This is a genomic window from Sphingopyxis sp. GW821-FHT12C06, from assembly GCF_058807415.1.
Genome location: NZ_JBXAQR010000005.1, coordinates 288,137 through 308,446 on the forward strand (window position 1 = coordinate 288,137; position 20,310 = coordinate 308,446).

Here is a 20,310-nt window from a genome sequence, read left to right on the forward strand (position 1 = left end):
TGATGCGACATAAGACCCGCCTTTTCCGTTCGGTAGCTTTTCCCGTGCTGGGCGCGTTATTGCTGACGTCCTGCGGTGGCGGTGGTGGCGGAAGCACGCCGACACCGACACCCGTCCCGACGCCAACCCCCACGCCGACCGGCGGGCTCTACACCCCGCCCGCCGCCGAGGCGTTGAGCAGCAGCGACGTCGAGCGTGTGCTCGCGCAGGCGATCGCCGAGGCGCAGGCGCGCAATTTGCCGTCGGTGATCGCGGTGACCGACCGCGTCGGCAATGTGCTCGGCGTGTTCCGCATGAACGGCGCGCGCGCCACCGCGACGACGGCGCCCGCCCCCAATGGCGTCAGCATCGACGCGCAAAATGTGACTTTCCCCGCCGAGGGCGGCGCGATCGCGAAAGCGGTGACTGGCGCCTATCTCTCAAGTGGCGGCAACGCCTTTTCGACCCGTACCGCGAGCCAGATCGTCCAGGAACATTTCCCGCCCGCCCCGACGACGATCGGGCTCGAAAGCGGGCCGCTGTTTGGCGTGCAGTTCAGCCAGCTGCCGTGCAGCGACCTCAGCAGCCGTTTCGGCGCGGGGGGCGGCGCGGCGCTGATCGGCCCGAAACGCTCGCCGCTCGGCCTCGCCGCCGATCCGGGCGGGTTGCCGCTCTATAAAAATGGCGTGCTCGTCGGCGGCGTCGGGGTGATGGGCGACGGCGTTTACGGCAGCGACCCCAATATCCTCGACATCGACAACGACCCCGAAGAGTTTATCGCGCTCGCCGGCACGCGCGGGTTCGAGGCGCCAGCGACGATCATCGCCGACCGGATTGCAGTCGACGGCACGACCTTGCGCTTTTCCGATGCGACCTTCGGCGGGCTGAAGACCAGCGGCGGGGCGAGTTTCGCCAGCCTCAACGGCGTCGCGGGCAATCTGGTCGCGGTAATCGGCTATGCCAATGCCGCGATCACCGCCGGGGCGACCTATGGCACCGAAGCGTCGGGCATCCGCGCCTCGACCGCCGCCGAATTTTCGAACCGCGACGCCTTTGTTCTGACTGACGGCAGCGGTACCAACCGCTACCCGATCCGGGCCGGCACTGATGGTGCGAGCATCAGTGCGCCGTTGACGCAGGCCGAAGCCCGCGCGGTGCTCGAGGAAGCCTTTGCGGTGATGAGCCGCGCACGCGCGCAGATCCGCCGTCCGCTCGACAGCCGCGCGCAGGTGACGATCAGCATCGTCGACACGCATGGCGTCGCTCTCGGGATCGTGCGCTCGCCCGATGCGCCGATTTTCGGCACCGACGTGTCCTTGCAAAAGGCGCGGACTGCGGCGTTCTTCTCGAACGCGCAAGCGGGAACGGAACTCAGCGCCAACGCCAGCGCCGACATTCGCCAATTCGTCACCGCGACGCGGACATTTCTGAACAATCCGACGGCGCTTACGGGCACGATCGCTTTCCCCGACCGTGCGAACGGCAATCTGTCGCGGCCCTATTTTCCCGATGGCGAGGTCGGGCGTCCGCACGGTCCGCTGTCGCGGCCGATCGCGCAGTTCAATCCCTTCTCGACCGGGCTGCAATCGGCGCTGATCATCGGCAATGTCGGCGCGCATCTGGGTTTCGTTTCGGGGGCGAGCCTGACCGACACGCCGCAACGCTGCACGACCTTGCCTGATGTTGCGCCCGGCCAGAACCGGCTGCAAAATGGCATTCAGATTTTTCCGGGATCGGTCCCGATTTATCGCGGCAGCACGCTTGTCGGCGCGATCGGTGTGTCGGGCGATGGTATCGATCAGGATGATATGATCAGCTTTCTGGGCGCGCATAATGGCGGCGCGCGCGTCGGCGGGATCGGCAATGCGCCGATGGCGATGCGTTCGGACAATGTCGTCGTGACGCTCGCCGACAACAAGAAAGTGCGGCTGCGCTATATCAGCTGCCCCTTCGCGCCCTTCCTCGACACGCAGCAGCAAAATGTCTGTGAGGGGCTGTAGGTCATGATGGCGGGGGGCAGTCTTTGGCCGATCATCGCGAGCCTCGCGGCGCAGGGGGCGCCCGCGGACGTCGTCGCGCCACCACCTGAACCTTCCGCTACCGCTGAAGCGGCCGAGCCATCGCCGCCTGAGGAACTGACCCCGCCGCCGCCGCCGGTCGACTGGCACGAGATGGTGGACGACGGCCTGATCACCGAGATCCTCGAAGGCCGCCGCCGTCCGGGTTACAGCCCCGACCTGCCCGATCAGCTCACGCAGGATAATGTCGGCGCGCTCCGTCCGCCGCCACCGCAAGCCTTTCCGGGGATCGAGAACCAGCTTCCGATTCCCGACCGCTGGCGGCTGATCGAGACGCTGGGGGTGGTCAAGGAACGCTGGTTCGATCCCTATCATCAGAACACGCTGAAGGGTGACCGGCCGATCGACCCCGGCAAGGTCAAATGGTTGCCGATCAAGGGCGACGACTGGTTCTTCATTGCCAATGCGGTGTCCGATACGGTGTTCGAACCGCGAACCTTCCCGATTCCGAACGGGGTCCAGACGACTGAGCGGCCGGGCAGCCTCGACGTGTTCGGGAAAAGCCGCAGCTTCGTGCTCGCACAGACCTTCATCGGCGGGGTCGCGCTGATCAAGGGATCGACCGCGTTCAAGCCGCCCGATGTTGAATATCGGCTGACCCTCGCCTATCAGGCCAATTATGTCGACGTGCCCGAACGGCGCGTTCTCGACGTGCGCCCGTCCGAGCCGAGCCATCGCTATGACTCTTTTCTCGGCGTGCAGGAATTGTTCGTCGACAAGCATCTCGGCAACGACAGCGACCGGTTCGATTTTCACTCGATCCGCATCGGCATCCAGCCGTTCCAGAGTGATTTCCGTGGCTTTCTGTTCAACGACAGCCAGCTTGGCATCCGCCTGTTCGGCAACCGCGACAACAACCGCTTCCAATACAATCTCGCGGCCTTCTGGCGACTGGAGAAGGATACCAACAGCGGCCTCAACGACATCACCCAGACCCCGCGCGATGATTTCGTCCTGACGGCCAATCTTTATCGCCAGGATTTCCCGTTCGTCGGGCTGACCAGCCAGATCAGCGCGACCTACAATATGAACCGCGAAAAGAACGACATCCAGATCGACCATAATGGCTTCCCGGTCCGCCCGGCGCTGATCGGCGATTTGCGCGGGCGCGAATATGATGTCGTCTATCTGGGTTACAGCGCCGACGGACGGATCGGACGGATCAACGTCACCGCGAGCTTTTATGCCGCGCTGGGCGAGGACCGGAACAGCTTCTTCACCAGCAAGCCCGCCGATATTCGCGCGGGCTTCGCCGCCGCCGAGCTCAGCTACGACTATGACTGGATGCGTTTCCGCCTGTCGGGGCTCTATGCGACCGGCGATAGCGATCCGTATAACAAGACCGAGGGTGGTTTCGACGCGATCTTCGAAAATCCGATCTTCGGCGGCGCCGACACCAGCTACTGGATTCGCCAGACGATCCCCTTTGCCGGCGGTGGGCGCGTTATTTCGATCAGCGGCCGCAACGGTATCTTGAACTCGCTGCGCTCGTCGAAGGAAGAGGGGCAGTCGAATTTCAACAACCCCGGGACGATCTTCCTCGGCGCCGGCGCCGATTTCGACCTGTCGCCCGAGTTTCGCATCAGCACCAATTTCAACCACCTCTGGTTCGAAAATACCGCGACCTTGCAGGCGCTGCGCATGGAAGGGTCGATCCCCAAGGATATCGGCTTCGACCTGTCGGCGGCGGCGATCTGGCGGCCCAAGGCGACGCAAAATATCGTCGGGCGCCTCAGCGCCGCGGTGCTGCTGCCGGGCGACGGATTTCAGGATTTGTTCGAGAACAAGAACCGCGAGGACGCCTATGTCTCGATCCTCGCCAATATGATTTTGAGTTTCTAGGTTATGATGCGCAAACTCTTTGCCTTGCTCGCCTTTATGACGATGGCCGTCGCCTTTGGCGCCAGCGTTGGCCGCGCGGCCGAAGAGGAAAAGCCGCTCAAGATCGAATATCGCTTCACCCCGCCCGCGCCGCGCGAGCAGACCGAAGTCGATGTGAAGGCGAAGTCCGAGGGCTGCTATAGCTGTCACACGCGCACCGATCAGCCGTCGATGCACGCGACCCCGGCGGTGCGGCTCGGCTGCACCGATTGCCATGGCGGCGACGCGGCGCAGGTCGGCACTCCCAGCCTGGGCTATCAGCACCCGACCAACAAGGCGGTGATGAAGCTTGCGCATCCGCAGCCGACCTTGCCCGGCGCCTGGCACGACAGTTCTGCAAACCCCGAGCGCAGCTATACTTTGCTCAACAAGGAATCGCCCGAGTTCATCCGCTTCATCAACCCCAGCGACTATCGCGTCGCGCGCGAGGCGTGCGGGGCGTGCCATATGGAGGTCATCGAGGCGACCGAGCGGTCGCTGATGTCGACATCAGCGATGCTGTGGGGCGGCGCGGCGTATAATAACGGTATCGTCCCTTATAAAAACTACGTGTTCGGCGAGGCTTATACGCGCACCGGCGATGCGGCGTGCATCCTGTCGCCCTCGTCGCGGCTCACCGCCGAGGAATATAAGGAAGCGTGCAAGCCGAGCTTCCCGTCGGACAAGATCCTCACCGACGACGAAAAGAAACGTGGCGCGCTCGCGCGCATGTATCCGCTGCCGCGCTGGAGCGTGATGCCGCCGGGCGATGTCTTTCGCGTCTTCGAACGCGGCGGGCGCAACATCGGCACCCAATTTCCCGAAATCGGCTTGCCTAACCCGACGGGCAGTATCCAGCGGCTCGAGGAACCGGGGCGTCCCGACCTCAAACAGTCGAACCGGGGCCCCGGTACCGGGCTGCGCGTTGCGATCCCCGTGCTCAACATCCACAAGACGCGCCTCAACGATCCGCTGATGTGGTTCATGGGCACCAACGACCAGCCCGGCGACTTCCGCCATTCGGGCTGCGCGGGCTGCCATGTCATCTATGCCAACGACCGCGAACCGCGCCACAGTCTGACCTATGCCAAATTCGGCCGCGACGGCGAAACCGCGACGGTCGACCCGACGATAGCCGAAAAGAAATGGAAGCCTGCCGGCGACGGTCATGCGGATGAGGGGCACGGCGGCGAACCGGCCGGTGCATCGCATAAGGCGCCCGACGACGGCCATGGTAGCGGCGGCGGTCACGGCTCGCTGATCGATCCGGCGGCGGCCGCTGCGGGACCGCAACAGCAGCCAAAGCAACCGCGCCGCGAGGCCGGCCATCCGATCAGCCACACCTTCACCCGCGCGATCCCGACCGCGCAGTGCATGACCTGCCACATGCACCAGCCGAATATCTTCCTGAACTCCTACCTCGGCTACACGATGTGGGACTATGAATCGGATGCGCCGCAAATGTGGCCGGGGCCGAACAACACCGCGCCGCGCCCGCCGGGGATGAGCGACGAGGAATATCAGAAGAAATACAAGCAGCAGCGCTATCCGACCGCCGCCGAGGTCCACAAGGTGCTCGAACGCAATCCCGAGGCCGCCGCGCCGCGCGGGCTGTGGGCCGACGTCGAATTTTTGCGCGACGTCTATGACGTCAATGACAGCAATCAGGACACCCAGTTCGCCGATTACCACGGCCATGGCTGGAACTTCCGCGGCATCTTCAAGCGCGACCGCAACGGCAATCTGCTCGATGCGGGCGGCAATATGGCGACCTATGGCACCGACACCGCGCACATCGTCGATCCCAAGGATCCCGAGAAATGGCGCAAGAGCTGCAGCCATTACACCGATACCAAGGAACGCGACCTCTGCCTGCTGAGCGCCGATCCCGGCAAGCCCGGGGTCGAGGGCAAGTTCGTGCCCCCCGGCATCAACCCCGGCAAGACCGTCCATATGATGGACATCCACGCCGAAAAGGGGATGCAGTGCGCCGACTGCCACTTCGCGCAGGACAGCCACGGCAATGGCTATATCCAGGGCGAGGTCGCGAACGCGGTCGAGATCAGCTGCAAGGATTGCCACGGCACCGCCGACGCGCTGCCCAATTTGCTGACCTCGAACGTCGCGGCGCGGCCGCAGGGCACCAACCTTGCGCTGCTCCGCAACCCCGACGGGCGCCGCCGTTTCGAATTCCAGTATGACGATAATGCCGAGGTGATCGGGCTGATCCAGCGCTCGATCGTCGATCCCAAGCTCGAATGGCAGGTCAGCCTCGTCAAGCAGGCGGTGACCCCGGGGCCGCATTTCAATGCCAAGGCGGCGCGCGCCAAGCTGATGGCGCGCTCGGGTTCCGACGACGGCCAATTCGCATGGGGGCCCGGCGTCGCGAAGGAAGATCGCGCGCACGGCGAAGACAAGATGACCTGCTTCACCTGCCACCTGTCTTGGACGACGAGTTGCGGCGGCTGCCATTTGCCGATCGAGGCGAACTGGAAGACCAAGATGCACCATTTCGAGGGTGAGGAGACGCGCAATTTCGCGACCTACAACCCGCAGGTGGCGCGCGACGAGATGTTCCAGCTTGGCCGGCACCAGCTGACCAAGCCCGGCGAGCCCGGCCCCGACGGCGAGGCGCGCGGCATCATCACCCCGGTCCGGTCGACCTCGGCGCTGATATTGTCATCGACCAACATCAACCGCGAGCGCATCTATATCCAGCAGCCGCCGATCTCGTCGGCGGGCTTCTCGAGCCAGGCCTTCGCGCCGCATTTCCCGCACACGGTGCGCAAACAGGAAACCAAACAGTGCAGCGACTGCCATTTGTCGGCGGCCGACGATAACAATGCGATCATGTCGCAGCTTCTTCTGCTCGGCACCAATTTCGTCAATTTCACCGGGCTCAACGTCTGGTCGGGGATGGAGGGTGGTTTCCAGGCCACCCGCGTCACCGAATGGGACGAGCCGCAGGCAGTGATCGGCAGCTATTTGCAGAAATATGCCTACCCCGATTATTATGACCTCCACGTCAACCAGAATGGCCGCGAGCTGAAGAACTGGGTGCGCGGCAAGACCTTCGACAAAAAGGGCTCGGGCGAGACCCATGCGCTCGAGGAGTTTGCGAACATCGTTCAGGGCACCAGCGGCCGGGTGAATTGCCTTCAGCAGCGCGGCGAATATATGTTCGTCGCCGAGGGCAAGGGCGGTTTCCGCGTCTATGACATCGCCTCGATCGGCAACAAGGGCTTCTCCGAGCGCATCATCCGCGCGCCCTTCTCGCCGCTCGGCCAAAGCACGAATGTGAAGACGAAAAATGCGACCTGCATGGCGATTTCGACGACGCAGCCGATCAGCGTCGCGCGCAACGACAGCATCCGCAAGAATTTCCCCGAGAACCACGAGCAGGCGTTCCACCCGCTCTATCGCTACGCGGTCATTACCGACAGCGTCGAAGGGCTGATCCTTGTCGACATCGACACGCTCGCCGACGCCGAATTCCGCAACAACAAGTTCAGTCGCGCGCTGACGTGGAACCCGGACAATGTGCTGGCGGGTGCGCGGCATGTGACGCTGGCGGGCGATTTCGCTTATATCACCACCGATGCCGGGCTGGTCGTCGTCGACCTGTCGAAGCCGCTTGAACCCAAGGTGACGGCGCAGCTGCCGCTGACCGATGCGCGTGCGAGCGCGGTGCAGTTCCGCTACCTGTGGGTCACCGATGCCGAAGGCGTGAAGCTGTTCGACGTCACCAATCTCGCGCAACCGATCGCGGTGCCTGAGGGAACGGTCCACCTTGCCAATGCGCGCAAAATCTATCTCGCGCGCACGTACATGTATGTCGCGGCGAAGGCGGACGGGCTCGTCCTCGTCGACGTCACCAAACCCGCAGCGCCGGTCGTGTGGCCGGGGCTGACCTTTGGCGGCGCGCTGCAGGATGCCGAGGATGTGATCGTCGCATCGACCAACGCCTCGCTCTTCGCCTATGTCGCCGACGGCCGCGCGGGCATCAAGGTGATCCAGCTGACCAGCCCGAACAATGCCGGCCTCTACGGCTTCTCGCCCAAGCCCACCCCCGAACTGATCGCGTGGGCGAAAACTCCGTCGCCGGCGCTCGCGCTGTCGAAGGGCCTCGACCGCGACCGCGCGGTCGACGAGACCGGCGGGCAGATGGCGGTGTTCGGGCGTCTGGGCTCGCGCCCCTTCACCCGGCCGGAGATGGAGAAGCTGTTCCTCAACAGTCGCGGGCAGGTTTACAAGGTCCGTGACGAGGTCGACCAGAGCGGCTGGCGTCCGCCGCTCAAATACGCTGACTAGTCCTTAATCCCGTTCGCATTGAGCGAAGTCGAGATGTCCAGTGGGTGTGCACGCTTTCGCGGTGTCTCGACTTAGGCCGGCACGAACGGCTTTTGAGGTTTGCTGCGGCTAGAGCCGCTCGGCTTGCACCACCATGTCCGACGCGCGTAGCGCTGACAGGATGCGCATCACATGGTGGACGTCGCGGACTTCGACGACGACGTCATAGGTGTGGAAACCGCCCTCGCGGTTCGACAGGCGCAAATTGGTGATGTTCGCCATATTGGCGGCGAGGATGCCCGACATTTCCGCGAGCGTGCCGGGCTCGTTGAGGATGACGATGCACAACCGCGCATTGCCGCCCTCGCTATCTTCCTGCCAGCGCAGGTCGATCCAGTCGGCGTCGATGCCGTCGGCCAGACTGGGGCAGTCGATGACATGGACGACAATGCCCTCGTCCGGACGCGCCAGCCCGACGATCCGGTCGCCGGGGACGGGGTGGCAGCAGTCGGCGAGCTGATAGGCGACGCCCGGGGTCAGCCCCGCGATCGACACAGCAGCACCCTGGCTGAGCTTGCCGGGCTTGGTCTTCATCTCGGCGGTGATGCCGGGGACGAGCGCCTCGAGCACGGCATTGTCGCTGAGCTGGCGGCGGCCGATCGCAACATAAAGCGCGGTGTCGTCGTCGAACTTCAGCCGCTCGCGCGCCGCGGCGCGTGCCTTGTCGCCGATCTTGTTCGGCAGGCGTCCAATAATTTCGTCGTACATCTTGCGACCCAATGCCGCGAGCTCGACCTTTTCCTTCGACCGGACGTGGCGGCGGATTGCGGCGCGGGCCTTGCCTGTGACCGCAAAACCCAGCCATGCGGGCTGCGGGGTCTGCTTGTCCGACACCAGAATCTCGACCGTGTCGCCGTTGACGAGCTGGGTGCGCAGCGGCACCAGCCGCCCGTTGACCTTGGCCCCGACAGTGCGGTCGCCAAGGCCAGTGTGCACGGCATAGGCGAAATCGATCGGCGTCGCGCCCTTGGGTAGCTGGTGCAAACTGCCTTTCGGGGTGAAGGCGAAGATGCGATCCTGGTACATCGCGATGCGCGTGTTCTCGAGGAATTCTTCGGGGTCGTGGGTTTGTTCGAGGATTTCGAGCAGGTCGCGGATCCATCCTGCCTGGCCGTCGGGCGCGGCGCCGCCCTGCTTATACGCCCAATGCGCGGCGAAGCCGAATTCGGATTGCTGGTGCATTCCCATGCTGCGAATCTGGATTTCGATCCGCATATTCTGCTGGTGCATGATCGTCGTGTGCAGCGACTTGTAGCCGTTGCGTTTGGGGGTCGAGATATAGTCCTTGAAGCGCCCGGGGACCATTTTCCACTTGCGGTGGATCAGGCCCAGCGCGGCATAGCAATCAGCGTCGGTCGGGGTGACGATGCGGAACGCGATGATGTCGGTGACCTGCTCGAAACTGACATGGCGTTCCTGCATCTTGCGCCAGATCGAATAGGGATGTTTCTCGCGCCCGGACACCTCGGCCTCGATGCCATTCTTCGCGAGCAGTTCCTTGAATTCGCGGCTGATGTTCGCGACCTGATCTTTGCCGCCGGCGGTCAGCTTCGACAGCCGGCCGGTGATCGTCGCATAGGCCTCGGGCTCCAGCTCGCGAAAGGCGAGCAGCTGCATCTCGCGCATATATTCATACATGCCGATCCGCTCGGCGAGCGGGGCATAGATATCCATCGTCTCCTTGGCGATGCGGCGGCGCTTTTCGGGGCTCTGGATGAAATGGAGCGTGCGCATATTGTGCAGCCGGTCGGCGAGCTTGACCAGCAACACGCGGATATCGTCCGACATCGCGAGCAGGAATTTGCGCAGATTTTCGGCCGCGCGCTCATTTTCGGTCTGCGCCTCGATCTTGCTGAGCTTGGTCACCCCGTCGACGAGTCTGCCGACATCGGCGCCGAACAACCGTTCAATTTCCTCGGGCGTGGTCAGCGTGTCTTCCAGTGTATCGTGGAGCAGCGCGGTGACGATCGTCTCGGCGTCGAGATGGAGGTCCGTCAAAATCCCTGCGACTTCGACCGGATGGCTGAAATACGGGTCGCCCGAGGCGCGTTTCTGGCTGCCATGTTTCTGGACGGTGAAGACATAGGCGCGGTTCAGCAACGCCTCATCGACGTCGGGATCATAAGCGCGCACGCGCTCGACAAGTTCATATTGACGCAGCATCACTGCCAATGTCGCCCATGCGGGCCCAATTGCAATGCGAAATTTGCTTGCGCGGCTCCCGGCGGGCTCCGCAACTTTGATAAAGTCGATTGAAAGCATCGGTCGCGTGCCTTCGCGGCCCGATGGAAAAAGCGCCGCGCCATCCCGAGGGGCTTGGCGCGGCGCGTTCGAGGGCGTCAGCTTTTGCCGTTACAGCGGGCCAGTTCTTCGGCGTCCAACGCCTTGCCGTTCGCTATGAAGCCGGTCACCGGGCCGGATTTTTTGACCAGTGCCGCGCACATGATCGCGGGGCGGCTGGTGCCGCGGGCTGCCGAACAGGTCGTGCCTTCGCAAAGCCAGACGACGTCGCGCGCGACGAAGCGGCCTTCGACCGCCGGCTGGGCGAGTCCGGCGCTGTAATAAGCGGCGCCAGCGGCCGTCGCTGGCGAAACCGTCAGCGCGCCGACCAGCGCCGCGCCGGCGAGGGAGAGCAGAGGGGTGAGGGGAGAAAGCGTGAGTTTCAGCATGATATTGTCCTGTTTTTGCGCAACCAAAAGGTTGCGAAATGAAATCTACTTCCATGAGTTGCGAAAAGCAACGGAGGCTCTATATTTTTTTGGCGCGCATTTGGATTTTACGTTAGGGCTTGGCCAATGGGAAAATTACGCGAACCGCTGAGCGACCTGCATTCCGGCCACTGTGCCCTCCCGCTTGCGCTTGAGGCGATGGGCGAGCGATGGTCGTTCATGATCCTCCGTGCCGCCTTCAACGGCGTCCACCATTTCGAGGAGTTCCAGCAGGAGCTCAACATCGCGCGCAACATCTTGTCGAACCGCCTGTCGCGCCTCGTCGACCATGGCATCATGGCGCGCGAAGTGATGGCCGAGGACCGGCGCAAGGTGCAATATCAGCTGACCGAAAAGGGTGTCGAACTGCTCCCCGCGATGATTGCGCTGCGCCAATGGGGCGAAAAATGGGGTGCCGGCGTTCCATCGACCCCGGTGCTCGTCGACGTTCGCGACGAACAGCCGATCGGTCCGGTGACGATCACCGCGCATGACGGACGTGCGTTGAGTTATGGGGAACTGGTGTGGAAGCATCGCGCGGAACTCCAGCCGCTCGGGCAGGCGCGCGTGCGCGCCGAAGCGGCACCGATCGCCGCTGAATGACCGGTCGTCCCTTCTGTCGCTGACCCCCGGAACCCATCGCGCCTCCATGCCGTTGTTTGGATTATCTTCGCCCGGGCCGTTTTTTGGCGACAAGATACGCGCCTTCTGGAACCTGCAGATCCTCGGCTGGCTCGCCTGGCTCGGCCTGCGCGGCGTGTCGGGGCTCGCCAATGGCCAATCTTTCACCTTCCTGATTCCGCAGGTGATTTCGGCGATTACGGGCTTTTCGCTGACGTTGATCCTGTCGGTCTGTTACCGCGCACTGATCAACCGCCGCCCGATCCTGATGTGGAGCGTCAGTCTGGCGCTCGCGGGCCTCGCGACCGCGCTGTGGGCGTTTATCGACGCCTGGGTGGCGCAGATCCAGAATCCGGCAAGCGAGGCCGGGTTCACCAGTCTCTTGCTTGGCGCCATTTATATCGACGCCACCTCGCTCGGCGCCTGGTCGGCGCTCTATTTCGCGATCAACTATTTCCTCCAGCTCGAGGAACAGAATGACCGTGTTCTCCGGCTCGAGGCGCAGGCGGCGTCGGCGCAACTCGCGATGCTGCGCTATCAGCTGAACCCGCATTTCCTGTTCAACACGCTCAACAGCATTTCGACGCTCGTACTTCTGAAGCAGACAGAGCCCGCGAACGCGATGTTGTCGCGCCTGTCGGCTTTCCTGCGTTACACGCTCGCCAACGAGCCGACCGCGCAGGTGACGCTGGCGCAGGAGATCGAGACGCTGAAACTTTATCTCGACATCGAAAAAATGCGCTTCGAGGATCGGCTGCGCCCGCATTTCATCATCGATCCGGCGGTTGCCCGCGCGCGCCTGCCATCGCTTTTGCTCCAGCCGCTCATTGAAAATGCCATTAAATATGCCGTGACGCCGCAGGAGGATGGCGCCGATATCACTATTTCCGCACAGCTTGCCGGTCAAAATGTCCGGATCACCGTGTCCGATACCGGGTCGGGATTGCCAGCCGACCGTGCCGACCCCACCACGGGGCTTGCAACGGAATCGACCGGTGTGGGTTTAGCCAATATCAGGGACCGGCTGGCGCAGGCTTTTGGCGACCAGCAGAGGTTCGAAACGCAATCGGGCGCTGAGGGCGGATTCACGGTCATCGTCGAATTTCCGTTTCAACCCGAGGGCGGGCAAGCAAGAATTGGAACCGAAGCCACATGACAATCAGAACCATCCTGGTGGATGACGAAAAATTGGCGACCCAGGGCCTGCAACTGCGGCTCGAAGCGCATAGCGATGTCGAGATCGTCGACACTGCCCTGAATGGCCGTGAGGCCATCAGAAAGATCAAGACCCACAAACCCGACCTTGTTTTCCTCGACATCCAGATGCCTGGCTTCGACGGCTTCTCGGTGATCCAGGGGCTGATGGAGGTCGAACCGCCACTGGTCGTCTTCGTCACCGCCTATTCGGATCACGCAATCCGCGCGTTCGAGGCGCAGGCGGTCGATTATCTGGTCAAGCCGGTCGAGCCCGAGCGGCTCGCCGATGCTCTCGACCGCGTGCGCCAGCGCCTGTCCGAAAAGCGCGGCGCGGCCGAGGTCGAACGACTGAAAACCGTGCTGGCCGAGGTCGCCCCTGACGCTGCCGACGATTATGATGCGGAGGTTCAGCCCGACGCGCACGCCGCCGATCGCTATGAAAAGATGATCAACATCAAGGATCGCGGTCAGATCTTCCGCGTCGATGTCGACAGCATCGAACGGATCGACGCTGCCGGCGACTATATGTGCATCTATACCGCCGACAACAGCCTGATCCTGCGCGAGACGATGAAGGATCTGGAAAAGCGGCTCGACCCGCGCAATTTTCAGCGCGTCCATCGCTCGACGATCGTGAATCTGTCGCAGGTCAAGCAGGTCAAGCCGCACACCAACGGCGAATGCTTCCTTGTGCTGGGTTCCGGTGCGCAGGTGAAGGTCAGCCGCAGCTACCGCGACGTGGTGGCGCGGTTCGTGCATTGATTTAACTGTCGCTCCCGCTTTCGCGGGGGCGACATGTTTCTAGAGCTGGTGCCCCGTCCGGTCGCGCTTCGTTGCCAGATATTGCTCGTTATATTTGTTCGTCGGCAGCGCGAGCGGTAGCCGTTCGACGACCTCGACGCCTTCCTTCTCCAGCCGTGCAACCTTTTCGGGATTGTTCGTCATCAGCCGGATGCGCGGGATGTTGAGCAGGTCGAGCATCCGCCCGGCGATCGCGAAATCGCGCGCTTCGACCGGAAAGCCGAGCCGCAGATTGGCATCGACCGTATCATAGCCCTGATCTTGCAGCGCATAGGCGCGCAGCTTGTTGACGAGCCCGATGCCGCGGCCTTCCTGCCTGAGGTATAGCAACACCCCCCATGGCGCATCGGCCATCGCGTGAAGCGCGGCGTGGAGCTGCGGCCCGCAATCGCACTTGAGGCTGCCCAGCACGTCGCCAGTCAGGCATTCGCTGTGCAGCCGCACGACGGGCGGATTGCCGTCGCGTTTGCCGATCACCAGCGCGACATGGTCCGATGCCTCTTCGGGCGAACGAAAGGCGATGATTTCGGCGCTCTCGCTGGCTTCTACAGGAAGGCGCGCGCGCGCCGCCACTTCAAGCCGGGTCGGGTCGAGCAGCGCCGCGACATCGTCGACGGTACACATGGTTTCGGCGTCGCCGTTCGCCTCACGCACGAAAAAGGCCGGGAGCAGCCCGGAGTGGCGCGCCATCGTCATCGCGGCGGAGGCGGCATCCTCGCCGCCGGTTGTTACGGTACGAAACGGGCCTTTCAGCGGATTGGCGAGATCCAGTGCCGGATCGGCAATCGCGAGCGCTGCTACGACCGTGTCGGCCGCCTCGGCCAGCCGGACCGGACCCGGTGCCGCTGCGGCGCGCTGGTTGGTCAGCTTGAGGGTTACCGCGCGTTCGCCGGAGATCAGCACATCGTGGCTGGCGAATTCGGCCAGCGCCGCATCGCGCGCGCTCTCGATCGCCAGCAGGTCGATCGCGCCGTCGGCGCCGATCACACGGAGCGGCCAGCCGCGCCGCAGCGCGTCGATCGCGCGCGCCGCCTGACGGGCGCCCGTGCTTGTCAAAAGGCGAACTCCGTCACCAGCGGGATATGGTCCGAGGGGCGTTCCCAACTGCGCGCCGGCTGGACGATGCGGTGCGCGGACGCGCGATCGAGAAGGTCGGGCGTCACCCACATATGGTCGAGTCGGCGGCCGCGGTTCGACGCCTCCCAATCCTTCGCGCGGTAGCTCCACCAGGTATAGAGCGGGGTCGGCGCGGCGATGAAATGGCGGCCAAGGTCGACCCAGTTCGATGCCGCCTGAAGTCTGGCCAGCGTTTCAATCTCGATCGGGGTGTGGCTGACGACATCGAGCAGCGCCTTGTGGCTCCACACGTCGCATTCGAGCGGGGCGACATTGAAATCGCCGGTCAGCACGGTCGGCTGGCCGAGTTCTCCCGACCATTGGATCATGCGGCCGAAGAAATCGAGCTTCTGGCCGAATTTGGGATTGAGTTCGCGATCGGGAATGTCGCCGCCGGCGGGGATATAGACATTGTCCAGCCGGACGCCCGACGGCAATGTTACCCCGATATGGCGCGCCTCGCCATTTGCCTGCCAGTCATATTTGCGGACATCGCCCAGCGGCAGCTTGCTGACGATCGCGACGCCATGGTGCATCCGCTGGCCGTTGGTTACGATATGTTCGTAGCCAAGCTTTTCGAACATATCCTTGGGGAACAGGCCGCATTCGACCTTGGTTTCCTGAAGGCACAGGACGTCGGGGGCTTCTTCGCGGAGGAATTTTTCGACGATGCCGATGCGGGCGCGGACGCTGTTGATGTTCCACGAAGCGATGCTGGTGCGAGTCATGCAGCGGCTCTATCGGTGCCGGAGGTTGTTCGCAATGCGATTGCGGGAGCAGGCTGGTGTCGCCTGCCGCGAAATCGGCAAAAGCGACGCCCGGAATCATAAACCCCCGTTCCAGGGGCGGTGGAACGGGGGTTCAAGGTCAGCGTTCGTCACGCTCTTGAAAGAAGACGCCGGGCAACCGGGTGGGGCAACAGGGGGAAACCCAAATCCGGGTGCCGTGTTGGCGTCTTCGAAAGTAGAAATACCGTCGCTTCCCTGTCGCCAAGCTGAACGAAATGAACGTTCCGGCGCCGTTTTTGCAGTTCGTCGATGCAGGGCGGCGGTTGAACGGAAAAGCGGCGCCGAATCCATGGGAAGGATGCGGCGCCGCCTGATCTGCGTATTTCTCGTGAGGGCTTTGTCAGCCCACCCGGCCGCGCTTGTTCGGTCGCGGATCGATCCAGCGGAACGCCGAATCGGCGACCGGCACGTTGAATTTCTGATTGGTGAGATCGATTCGCGTCCGGTTGTTCTGCGAATCGAGCGCGACCCAGCCGCGCAGGCGCAGGCCCGCGGGAGCCGATCCGTCGCGAACGAACACCATCGTGATCGTGCCATATTCGGGACGCTTGGGATCCTTGACCTCGATGCTCAGCACATCATTGCTGCCGGTCGGCAAGACCTTGGCATATTTGGTCAGGTCGCGGTCGGGGTCGAGCAGCGCGCCGAGCGGCGAATTCTTCACTGGCCAGCGCTGGACCTGCTTGACCTCATAATCGATCATCGTCAGCGAACTGCCGTCGCCGACGATGAGCAACGGCACGCCCTTTTCATACTGAAAGCGGATTTTGCCCGGTCGCTTAAGGGTCAGCTTGCCCGAAAGGCGCTGGCCGTTGCGATCAGTCTGGACGAAATCGGCAGTCATCGAACTGGTCGATTTGAGGTGCGACTGCACCGCCGCCAGCGTGTTCGACGTTTGCGCGATCGCGGGCACGCCGTATGCGAGGCCGGCGGCGGCCACCGGGGCGAGCGCGAGCGCGGCGATGCGGGTCAGGGTCAGGCGGGGGAAGGTCAGGGTCATTGGGCTCTCATTCCTGCAATATGCGGGGCTGGTCCTGGCGTCGCGGCATTGAACCCGCGCTGAACCCGGCGGCTGGGTGCTGTTCAACTTTTCCGTATGGTCTCAGCGTTGCTGGCCATATTGGTCGGTCAGAACATCGCGGCGACCGACATGGTTGGGCGTGCTGACCAGCCCTTCCTCTTCCATCCGCTCGATCAGCCGTGCCGCGCTGTTGTACCCGATGCGCAATTGCCGCTGGAGCCAGCTGGTCGATGCCTTCTGGCTTTCGACCACGATCTGGCACGCCTTGGCATACATGCGGTCCTCGGCGCTGTCGCCGCCCGCAGGAGCGCCCTCCATCGCGAAGCCGCCATCTTCGGGATCCTCGGTGACGCTCTCGATATAGTCGGGGCGACCCTGGCCTTTCCAATGGTCGGCGACCGCGCGCACTTCGTCATCGGACACGAACGGGCCGTGGATACGCGTGATCTGCTTGCCGCCGGGGACATAGAGCATGTCGCCCTTGCCGAGCAGCTGCTCGGCGCCGGCCTCGCCCAAAATCGTGCGGCTGTCGATTTTCGAGGTGACGTTGAAACTGATGCGCGTCGGCAGGTTCGCCTTGATGACGCCGGTGATGACGTCGACCGACGGGCGCTGGGTCGCAAGGATCAGGTGGATACCCGCAGCGCGCGCCTTTTGCGCCAGCCGCTGGATCAGGAATTCGACTTCCTTGCCCGCGGTCATCATCAGATCGGCGAGTTCGTCGACCACCACCACTATCTGCGGCAACGGCGCATAGTCGAGCGTCTCTTCCTCATAAATCGGCTGGCCCGTCTCGGGGTCATAGCCGGTCTGGACGCGCCGCCCGAGCGATTTGCCCTTGGCGAGCGCGCCGCGGACCTTGTCGTTGTAGCTCGCAAGGTTGCGCACCGACAGCGACGACATCATCCGGTAACGATCCTCCATCTGCTCGACCGCCCATTTGAGGGCGCGGATCGCCTTTTTGGGTTCGGTGACGACGGGGGCGAGCAGGTGAGGAATATCGTCATAGACGCTGAGTTCCAGCATCTTGGGATCGATCATGATCATCTTCACCTGATCGGGGCCAAGCCGATAGAGAAGCGACAGGATCATGGCGTTCAAACCGACCGATTTACCCGAACCCGTCGTACCCGCGATCAGCAGATGCGGCATGGGGGCGAGGTCGGCGATCATCGGGTCGCCGCTGATATTCTTGCCGAGGATGATCGGTAGCGCGCCGGTCTGATCCTGGAACAAGGCGCTGCCGATAATTTCGTGTAGCACCACCGACTCGCGGTTTGCGTTGGGCAGTTCGATGCCGATCACCGTGCGTCCCGGGATCGGGGCGATACGTGCCGACAGCGCCGACATGTTGCGCGCGATATCGTCGGCGAGGTTCGATACCCGGCTCGCCTTGGTGCCTGGCGCGGGCTCGAGTTCGTACATGGTGACGACGGGGCCGGGGCGGACCGCGGTGACGACGCCCTTGACCTGAAAATCTTCGAGCACCGATTCGAGCAGGCGTGCGTTGCGCTCCAGCCCCGCCTTGTCGATTTGCCCGGTCGGGCCCGGCGGCGGCGGCGATAACAGGTCGATCGACGGGAGCTGGTAGTTGGTGAACAGCTCGGTTTGCGGTTTGGGTCTGGGTTTCGACGGCGCGGTGCGCTCGGCGGGGTCGGCAATTTCGGGCGGCGCGCGGTCGGTCGGTTCGGCGCGCGGGCGCGGCGTGACGACGCGCTCCACCAAAGTGGGGGTCTTGGCGCCCGATTCCGGTTCGGCCGGCTTGGCGGGTTCGACGATGCGGCTGCCCTCGACTGCGGGCAGCTTGAAGCGCGACGCCCAGCCCTTTTCGAGCCGTAGCGCGCGATAGCCAAGCAACAGGCCGACGCCGAAGAGCAGGAGGATCGCTGCGAAACGTATCAGCGCTGCAGCGGGATCGCCAGCGAGTTCGAACCAGGGGGTGATCGCCCCGCCGACGATCAGCGCGATGATCCCGCCCCAGCCGGCGGGCAGCGGTGCATTGCTGTCGGGCGCCCATAGCTGGGCGCCGAGGCCGACGAGCAGGATGGCGATGAAGACGAGGGCGAGCTGGCGCTTCCAATAGGGTTGCGGCGCGGCCGCCCACAGCCGCCACGCGATGATGCCGAGCAAGGGCAGCAACAGGACGATCGCGCCGCCGCCGACGAACAGCAGCAGGTCGGCGAACCATGCCCCCGCGGTCCCCATCCAGTTCGCCGGGTTGCCCCCGGCGGCGGTGTGGATCGCGGCGTCGGTGCCGTCATAGGTCAAAAGCGCGAGCGCGAGGAACAAGGTGAAGGCGCCGAGCGCTACCGCTGCGGCGATCACCAGCGATCGCGCGATGCTCTGGCGGAAAACACTGCGCCAATCGGCCTTTGCGGTAATGGCCTTGCGGCTTGCCATGCTCTGAACGGTCCCTGTCGATGTACCACGGCGGTATGCACATGGGGCGGAGTCGGCGTCAAGCGCGGCCCATCGGGCGGTGGCGTATGTGCGCCTGACCGCTTTCCAAGCGCCGCGCGGCAAGCTAGGGCAGCGGCATGAATGAAACGCTGCGCAGCGATGTCCTGATCTCGGGCGGCGGCCTCGTCGGCCAGGCGCTCGCCCTTGCCCTTGCCCATCATGGTCTGTCGTCGCAGATCGTCGATCCCGCTGATCCGGTGACGACGATCGCTCCGGGGTTCGATGGCCGCGCTTCTGCCATTGCGAGTGCGACGTGGCAGATGTTCGAGGTGCTGGGGATCGCTGGCCGCCTCGCCGAACATGGCTGCCCGATCCGCGCGATCAAGGTCGGCGACGGTGTGCCAGGGCAGGGACACGGCGGTGAACTGGATTTCGTCACGGGTGAGGGCGACGCGCCGCTTGGCACGATGATCGAGAACCGCCAGCTCCGCCTCGCGCTCGCCGCCGGGCTCGCCGACGCGCCGCTGGTGCGCCTGCACATGCCCGCCGCGGTAACGGCGCGCGAGGTTGACCCCCATGGCGTCACGCTGACCCTCGCCGACGGCGCGAAGCTCGCGGCACCGCTGCTGATCGTCGCCGAAGGCCGCCGCTCGCCGACGCGCGACGCGGCAGGGTTCAGCATCGCCAGCTGGTCCTATCATCATCATGCGATGATCGGCGCGGTCGCACACGAGAGGCCGCACGGCAATGTCGCGCACGAAATCTTCTTCGCGTCGGGACCCTTCGCGTTGCTGCCGCTTGTCGACGATCCGCAGGGCCGGCATCGCTCGGCCTTTGTCTGGACGGTCGATGAAAAGGACGGGCCGGGTTTCGCCAAGCTTGGCGATCGCGGTTTCGTCGCTGAACTTCAAAAGCGCGCGGGCGGCACGCTGGGCGCGATGGAGCTGGTTGCGCCGCGCATGACCTATCCACTCGGTTTCCACCACAGCGCGTCGATCGTCGCCGACCGGATGGCGCTCGTCGGCGATGCCGCGCACGGCATCCATCCGATCGCGGGGCAGGGGCTCAATCTTGGCCTGCGCGATGTTGCTGCGCTTGCCGAAGTGCTGGTCGAAGGTGCGCGACTGGGGCTCGACCTCGGGGATGCGGCGCTGCTCGCGCGCTATCAGCGCTGGCGCGGGCTCGACAATATGATGGTCAGCCTCGCGACTGACGGCCTCACCCGCCTGTTCGGCATTCCGGGGCGCACGGCCTCTGCTGTCCGCCGCGCCGGGCTGGGCGCGGTCCAGCGGCTCCCGATGCTCAAGCGCTTTTTCATGGATGAAGCGCGCGGCGAGGCGGGTGACCTGCCGCGCCTGCTGGCGGGAACCGAAATCTGACTATAGCCGTCG

Annotated in this window: 13 protein-coding genes; 7 read left to right on the forward strand and 6 right to left on the reverse strand. The window is 63.9% G+C overall.

What is annotated here, in order from left to right; translation table 11 throughout:
• Window positions 1-2 precede the first annotated feature (2 nt).
• The 3 genes from AC1RRJ_RS16645 to AC1RRJ_RS16655 are packed head-to-tail and all read left to right on the forward strand — an operon-like array spanning window position 3 to window position 8,228.
• Window positions 3-1,979: a heme-binding protein gene (locus AC1RRJ_RS16645; RefSeq protein WP_493124649.1), complete on the forward strand. Its 1,977-nt coding sequence runs from the start codon at window positions 3-5 to the stop codon at window positions 1,977-1,979.
• 3 nt (window positions 1,980-1,982) lie between these two features.
• Window positions 1,983-3,899: a hypothetical protein gene (locus tag AC1RRJ_RS16650; protein WP_493124651.1), complete on the forward strand. Its 1,917-nt coding sequence runs from the start codon at window positions 1,983-1,985 to the stop codon at window positions 3,897-3,899.
• Between the two features lie 6 nt (window positions 3,900-3,905).
• Window positions 3,906-8,228, forward strand: coding sequence for a hypothetical protein (locus tag AC1RRJ_RS16655; RefSeq protein WP_493124967.1), 4,323 nt, complete (start codon window positions 3,906-3,908; stop codon window positions 8,226-8,228).
• A gap of 108 nt (window positions 8,229-8,336) precedes the next feature.
• Here the strand turns inward: AC1RRJ_RS16655 and AC1RRJ_RS16660 are convergent, their stop codons facing one another.
• Window positions 8,337-10,430, reverse strand: a complete 2,094-nt coding sequence (locus AC1RRJ_RS16660) for a RelA/SpoT family protein (protein ID WP_493124654.1) — start codon at window positions 10,428-10,430, stop codon at window positions 8,337-8,339.
• A gap of 176 nt (window positions 10,431-10,606) precedes the next feature.
• Window positions 10,607-10,936, reverse strand: coding sequence for a CC_3452 family protein (locus AC1RRJ_RS16665; protein WP_493124656.1), 330 nt, complete (start codon window positions 10,934-10,936; stop codon window positions 10,607-10,609).
• 126 nt (window positions 10,937-11,062) lie between these two features.
• Between AC1RRJ_RS16665 and AC1RRJ_RS16670 the strand changes: the two genes are divergently transcribed.
• From AC1RRJ_RS16670 to AC1RRJ_RS16680, 3 genes are read left to right on the forward strand one after another with little or no spacing between them, the layout of a single operon-like run.
• Complete coding sequence (locus tag AC1RRJ_RS16670) at window positions 11,063-11,578, forward strand: winged helix-turn-helix transcriptional regulator (RefSeq protein WP_493124658.1); 516 nt, start codon at window positions 11,063-11,065, stop codon at window positions 11,576-11,578.
• 46 nt (window positions 11,579-11,624) lie between these two features.
• A complete protein-coding gene (locus tag AC1RRJ_RS16675; protein WP_493124660.1) occupies window positions 11,625-12,752 on the forward strand; it encodes a sensor histidine kinase in 1,128 nt (375 codons plus the stop codon).
• Window positions 12,749-13,555, forward strand: a complete 807-nt coding sequence (locus tag AC1RRJ_RS16680; RefSeq protein WP_493124662.1) for a LytR/AlgR family response regulator transcription factor — start codon at window positions 12,749-12,751, stop codon at window positions 13,553-13,555. Before AC1RRJ_RS16675 ends, AC1RRJ_RS16680 begins: the two co-directional genes overlap by 4 nt.
• 39 nt (window positions 13,556-13,594) lie before the next feature.
• Here the strand turns inward: AC1RRJ_RS16680 and ribA are convergent, their stop codons facing one another.
• The 4 genes from ribA to AC1RRJ_RS16700 all read right to left on the reverse strand — a co-directional run bounded on the left by ribA (window position 13,595) and on the right by AC1RRJ_RS16700 (window position 18,919).
• Complete coding sequence (gene ribA / locus AC1RRJ_RS16685; RefSeq protein WP_493124664.1) at window positions 13,595-14,650, reverse strand: GTP cyclohydrolase II; 1,056 nt, start codon at window positions 14,648-14,650, stop codon at window positions 13,595-13,597.
• On the reverse strand, window positions 14,647-15,438 hold the full coding sequence (locus tag AC1RRJ_RS16690; protein WP_493124666.1) for an exodeoxyribonuclease III: 792 nt from the start codon (window positions 15,436-15,438) through the stop codon (window positions 14,647-14,649). The genes ribA and AC1RRJ_RS16690 overlap by 4 nt, the downstream gene beginning before the upstream one ends.
• A 400-nt stretch (window positions 15,439-15,838) precedes the next feature.
• The gene (locus AC1RRJ_RS16695; protein WP_493124668.1) at window positions 15,839-16,498 is read right to left on the reverse strand and encodes a LolA family protein; all 660 of its coding nucleotides are present in this window, start codon (window positions 16,496-16,498) and stop codon (window positions 15,839-15,841) included.
• Between the two features lie 102 nt (window positions 16,499-16,600).
• Window positions 16,601-18,919, reverse strand: coding sequence for an FtsK/SpoIIIE family DNA translocase (locus tag AC1RRJ_RS16700; protein WP_493124670.1), 2,319 nt, complete (start codon window positions 18,917-18,919; stop codon window positions 16,601-16,603).
• 137 nt (window positions 18,920-19,056) lie between these two features.
• Between AC1RRJ_RS16700 and AC1RRJ_RS16705 the strand changes: the two genes are divergently transcribed.
• The gene (locus tag AC1RRJ_RS16705; protein ID WP_493124672.1) at window positions 19,057-20,298 is read left to right on the forward strand and encodes an FAD-dependent monooxygenase; all 1,242 of its coding nucleotides are present in this window, start codon (window positions 19,057-19,059) and stop codon (window positions 20,296-20,298) included.
• The last annotated feature ends 12 nt before the right edge of the window (window positions 20,299-20,310 follow it).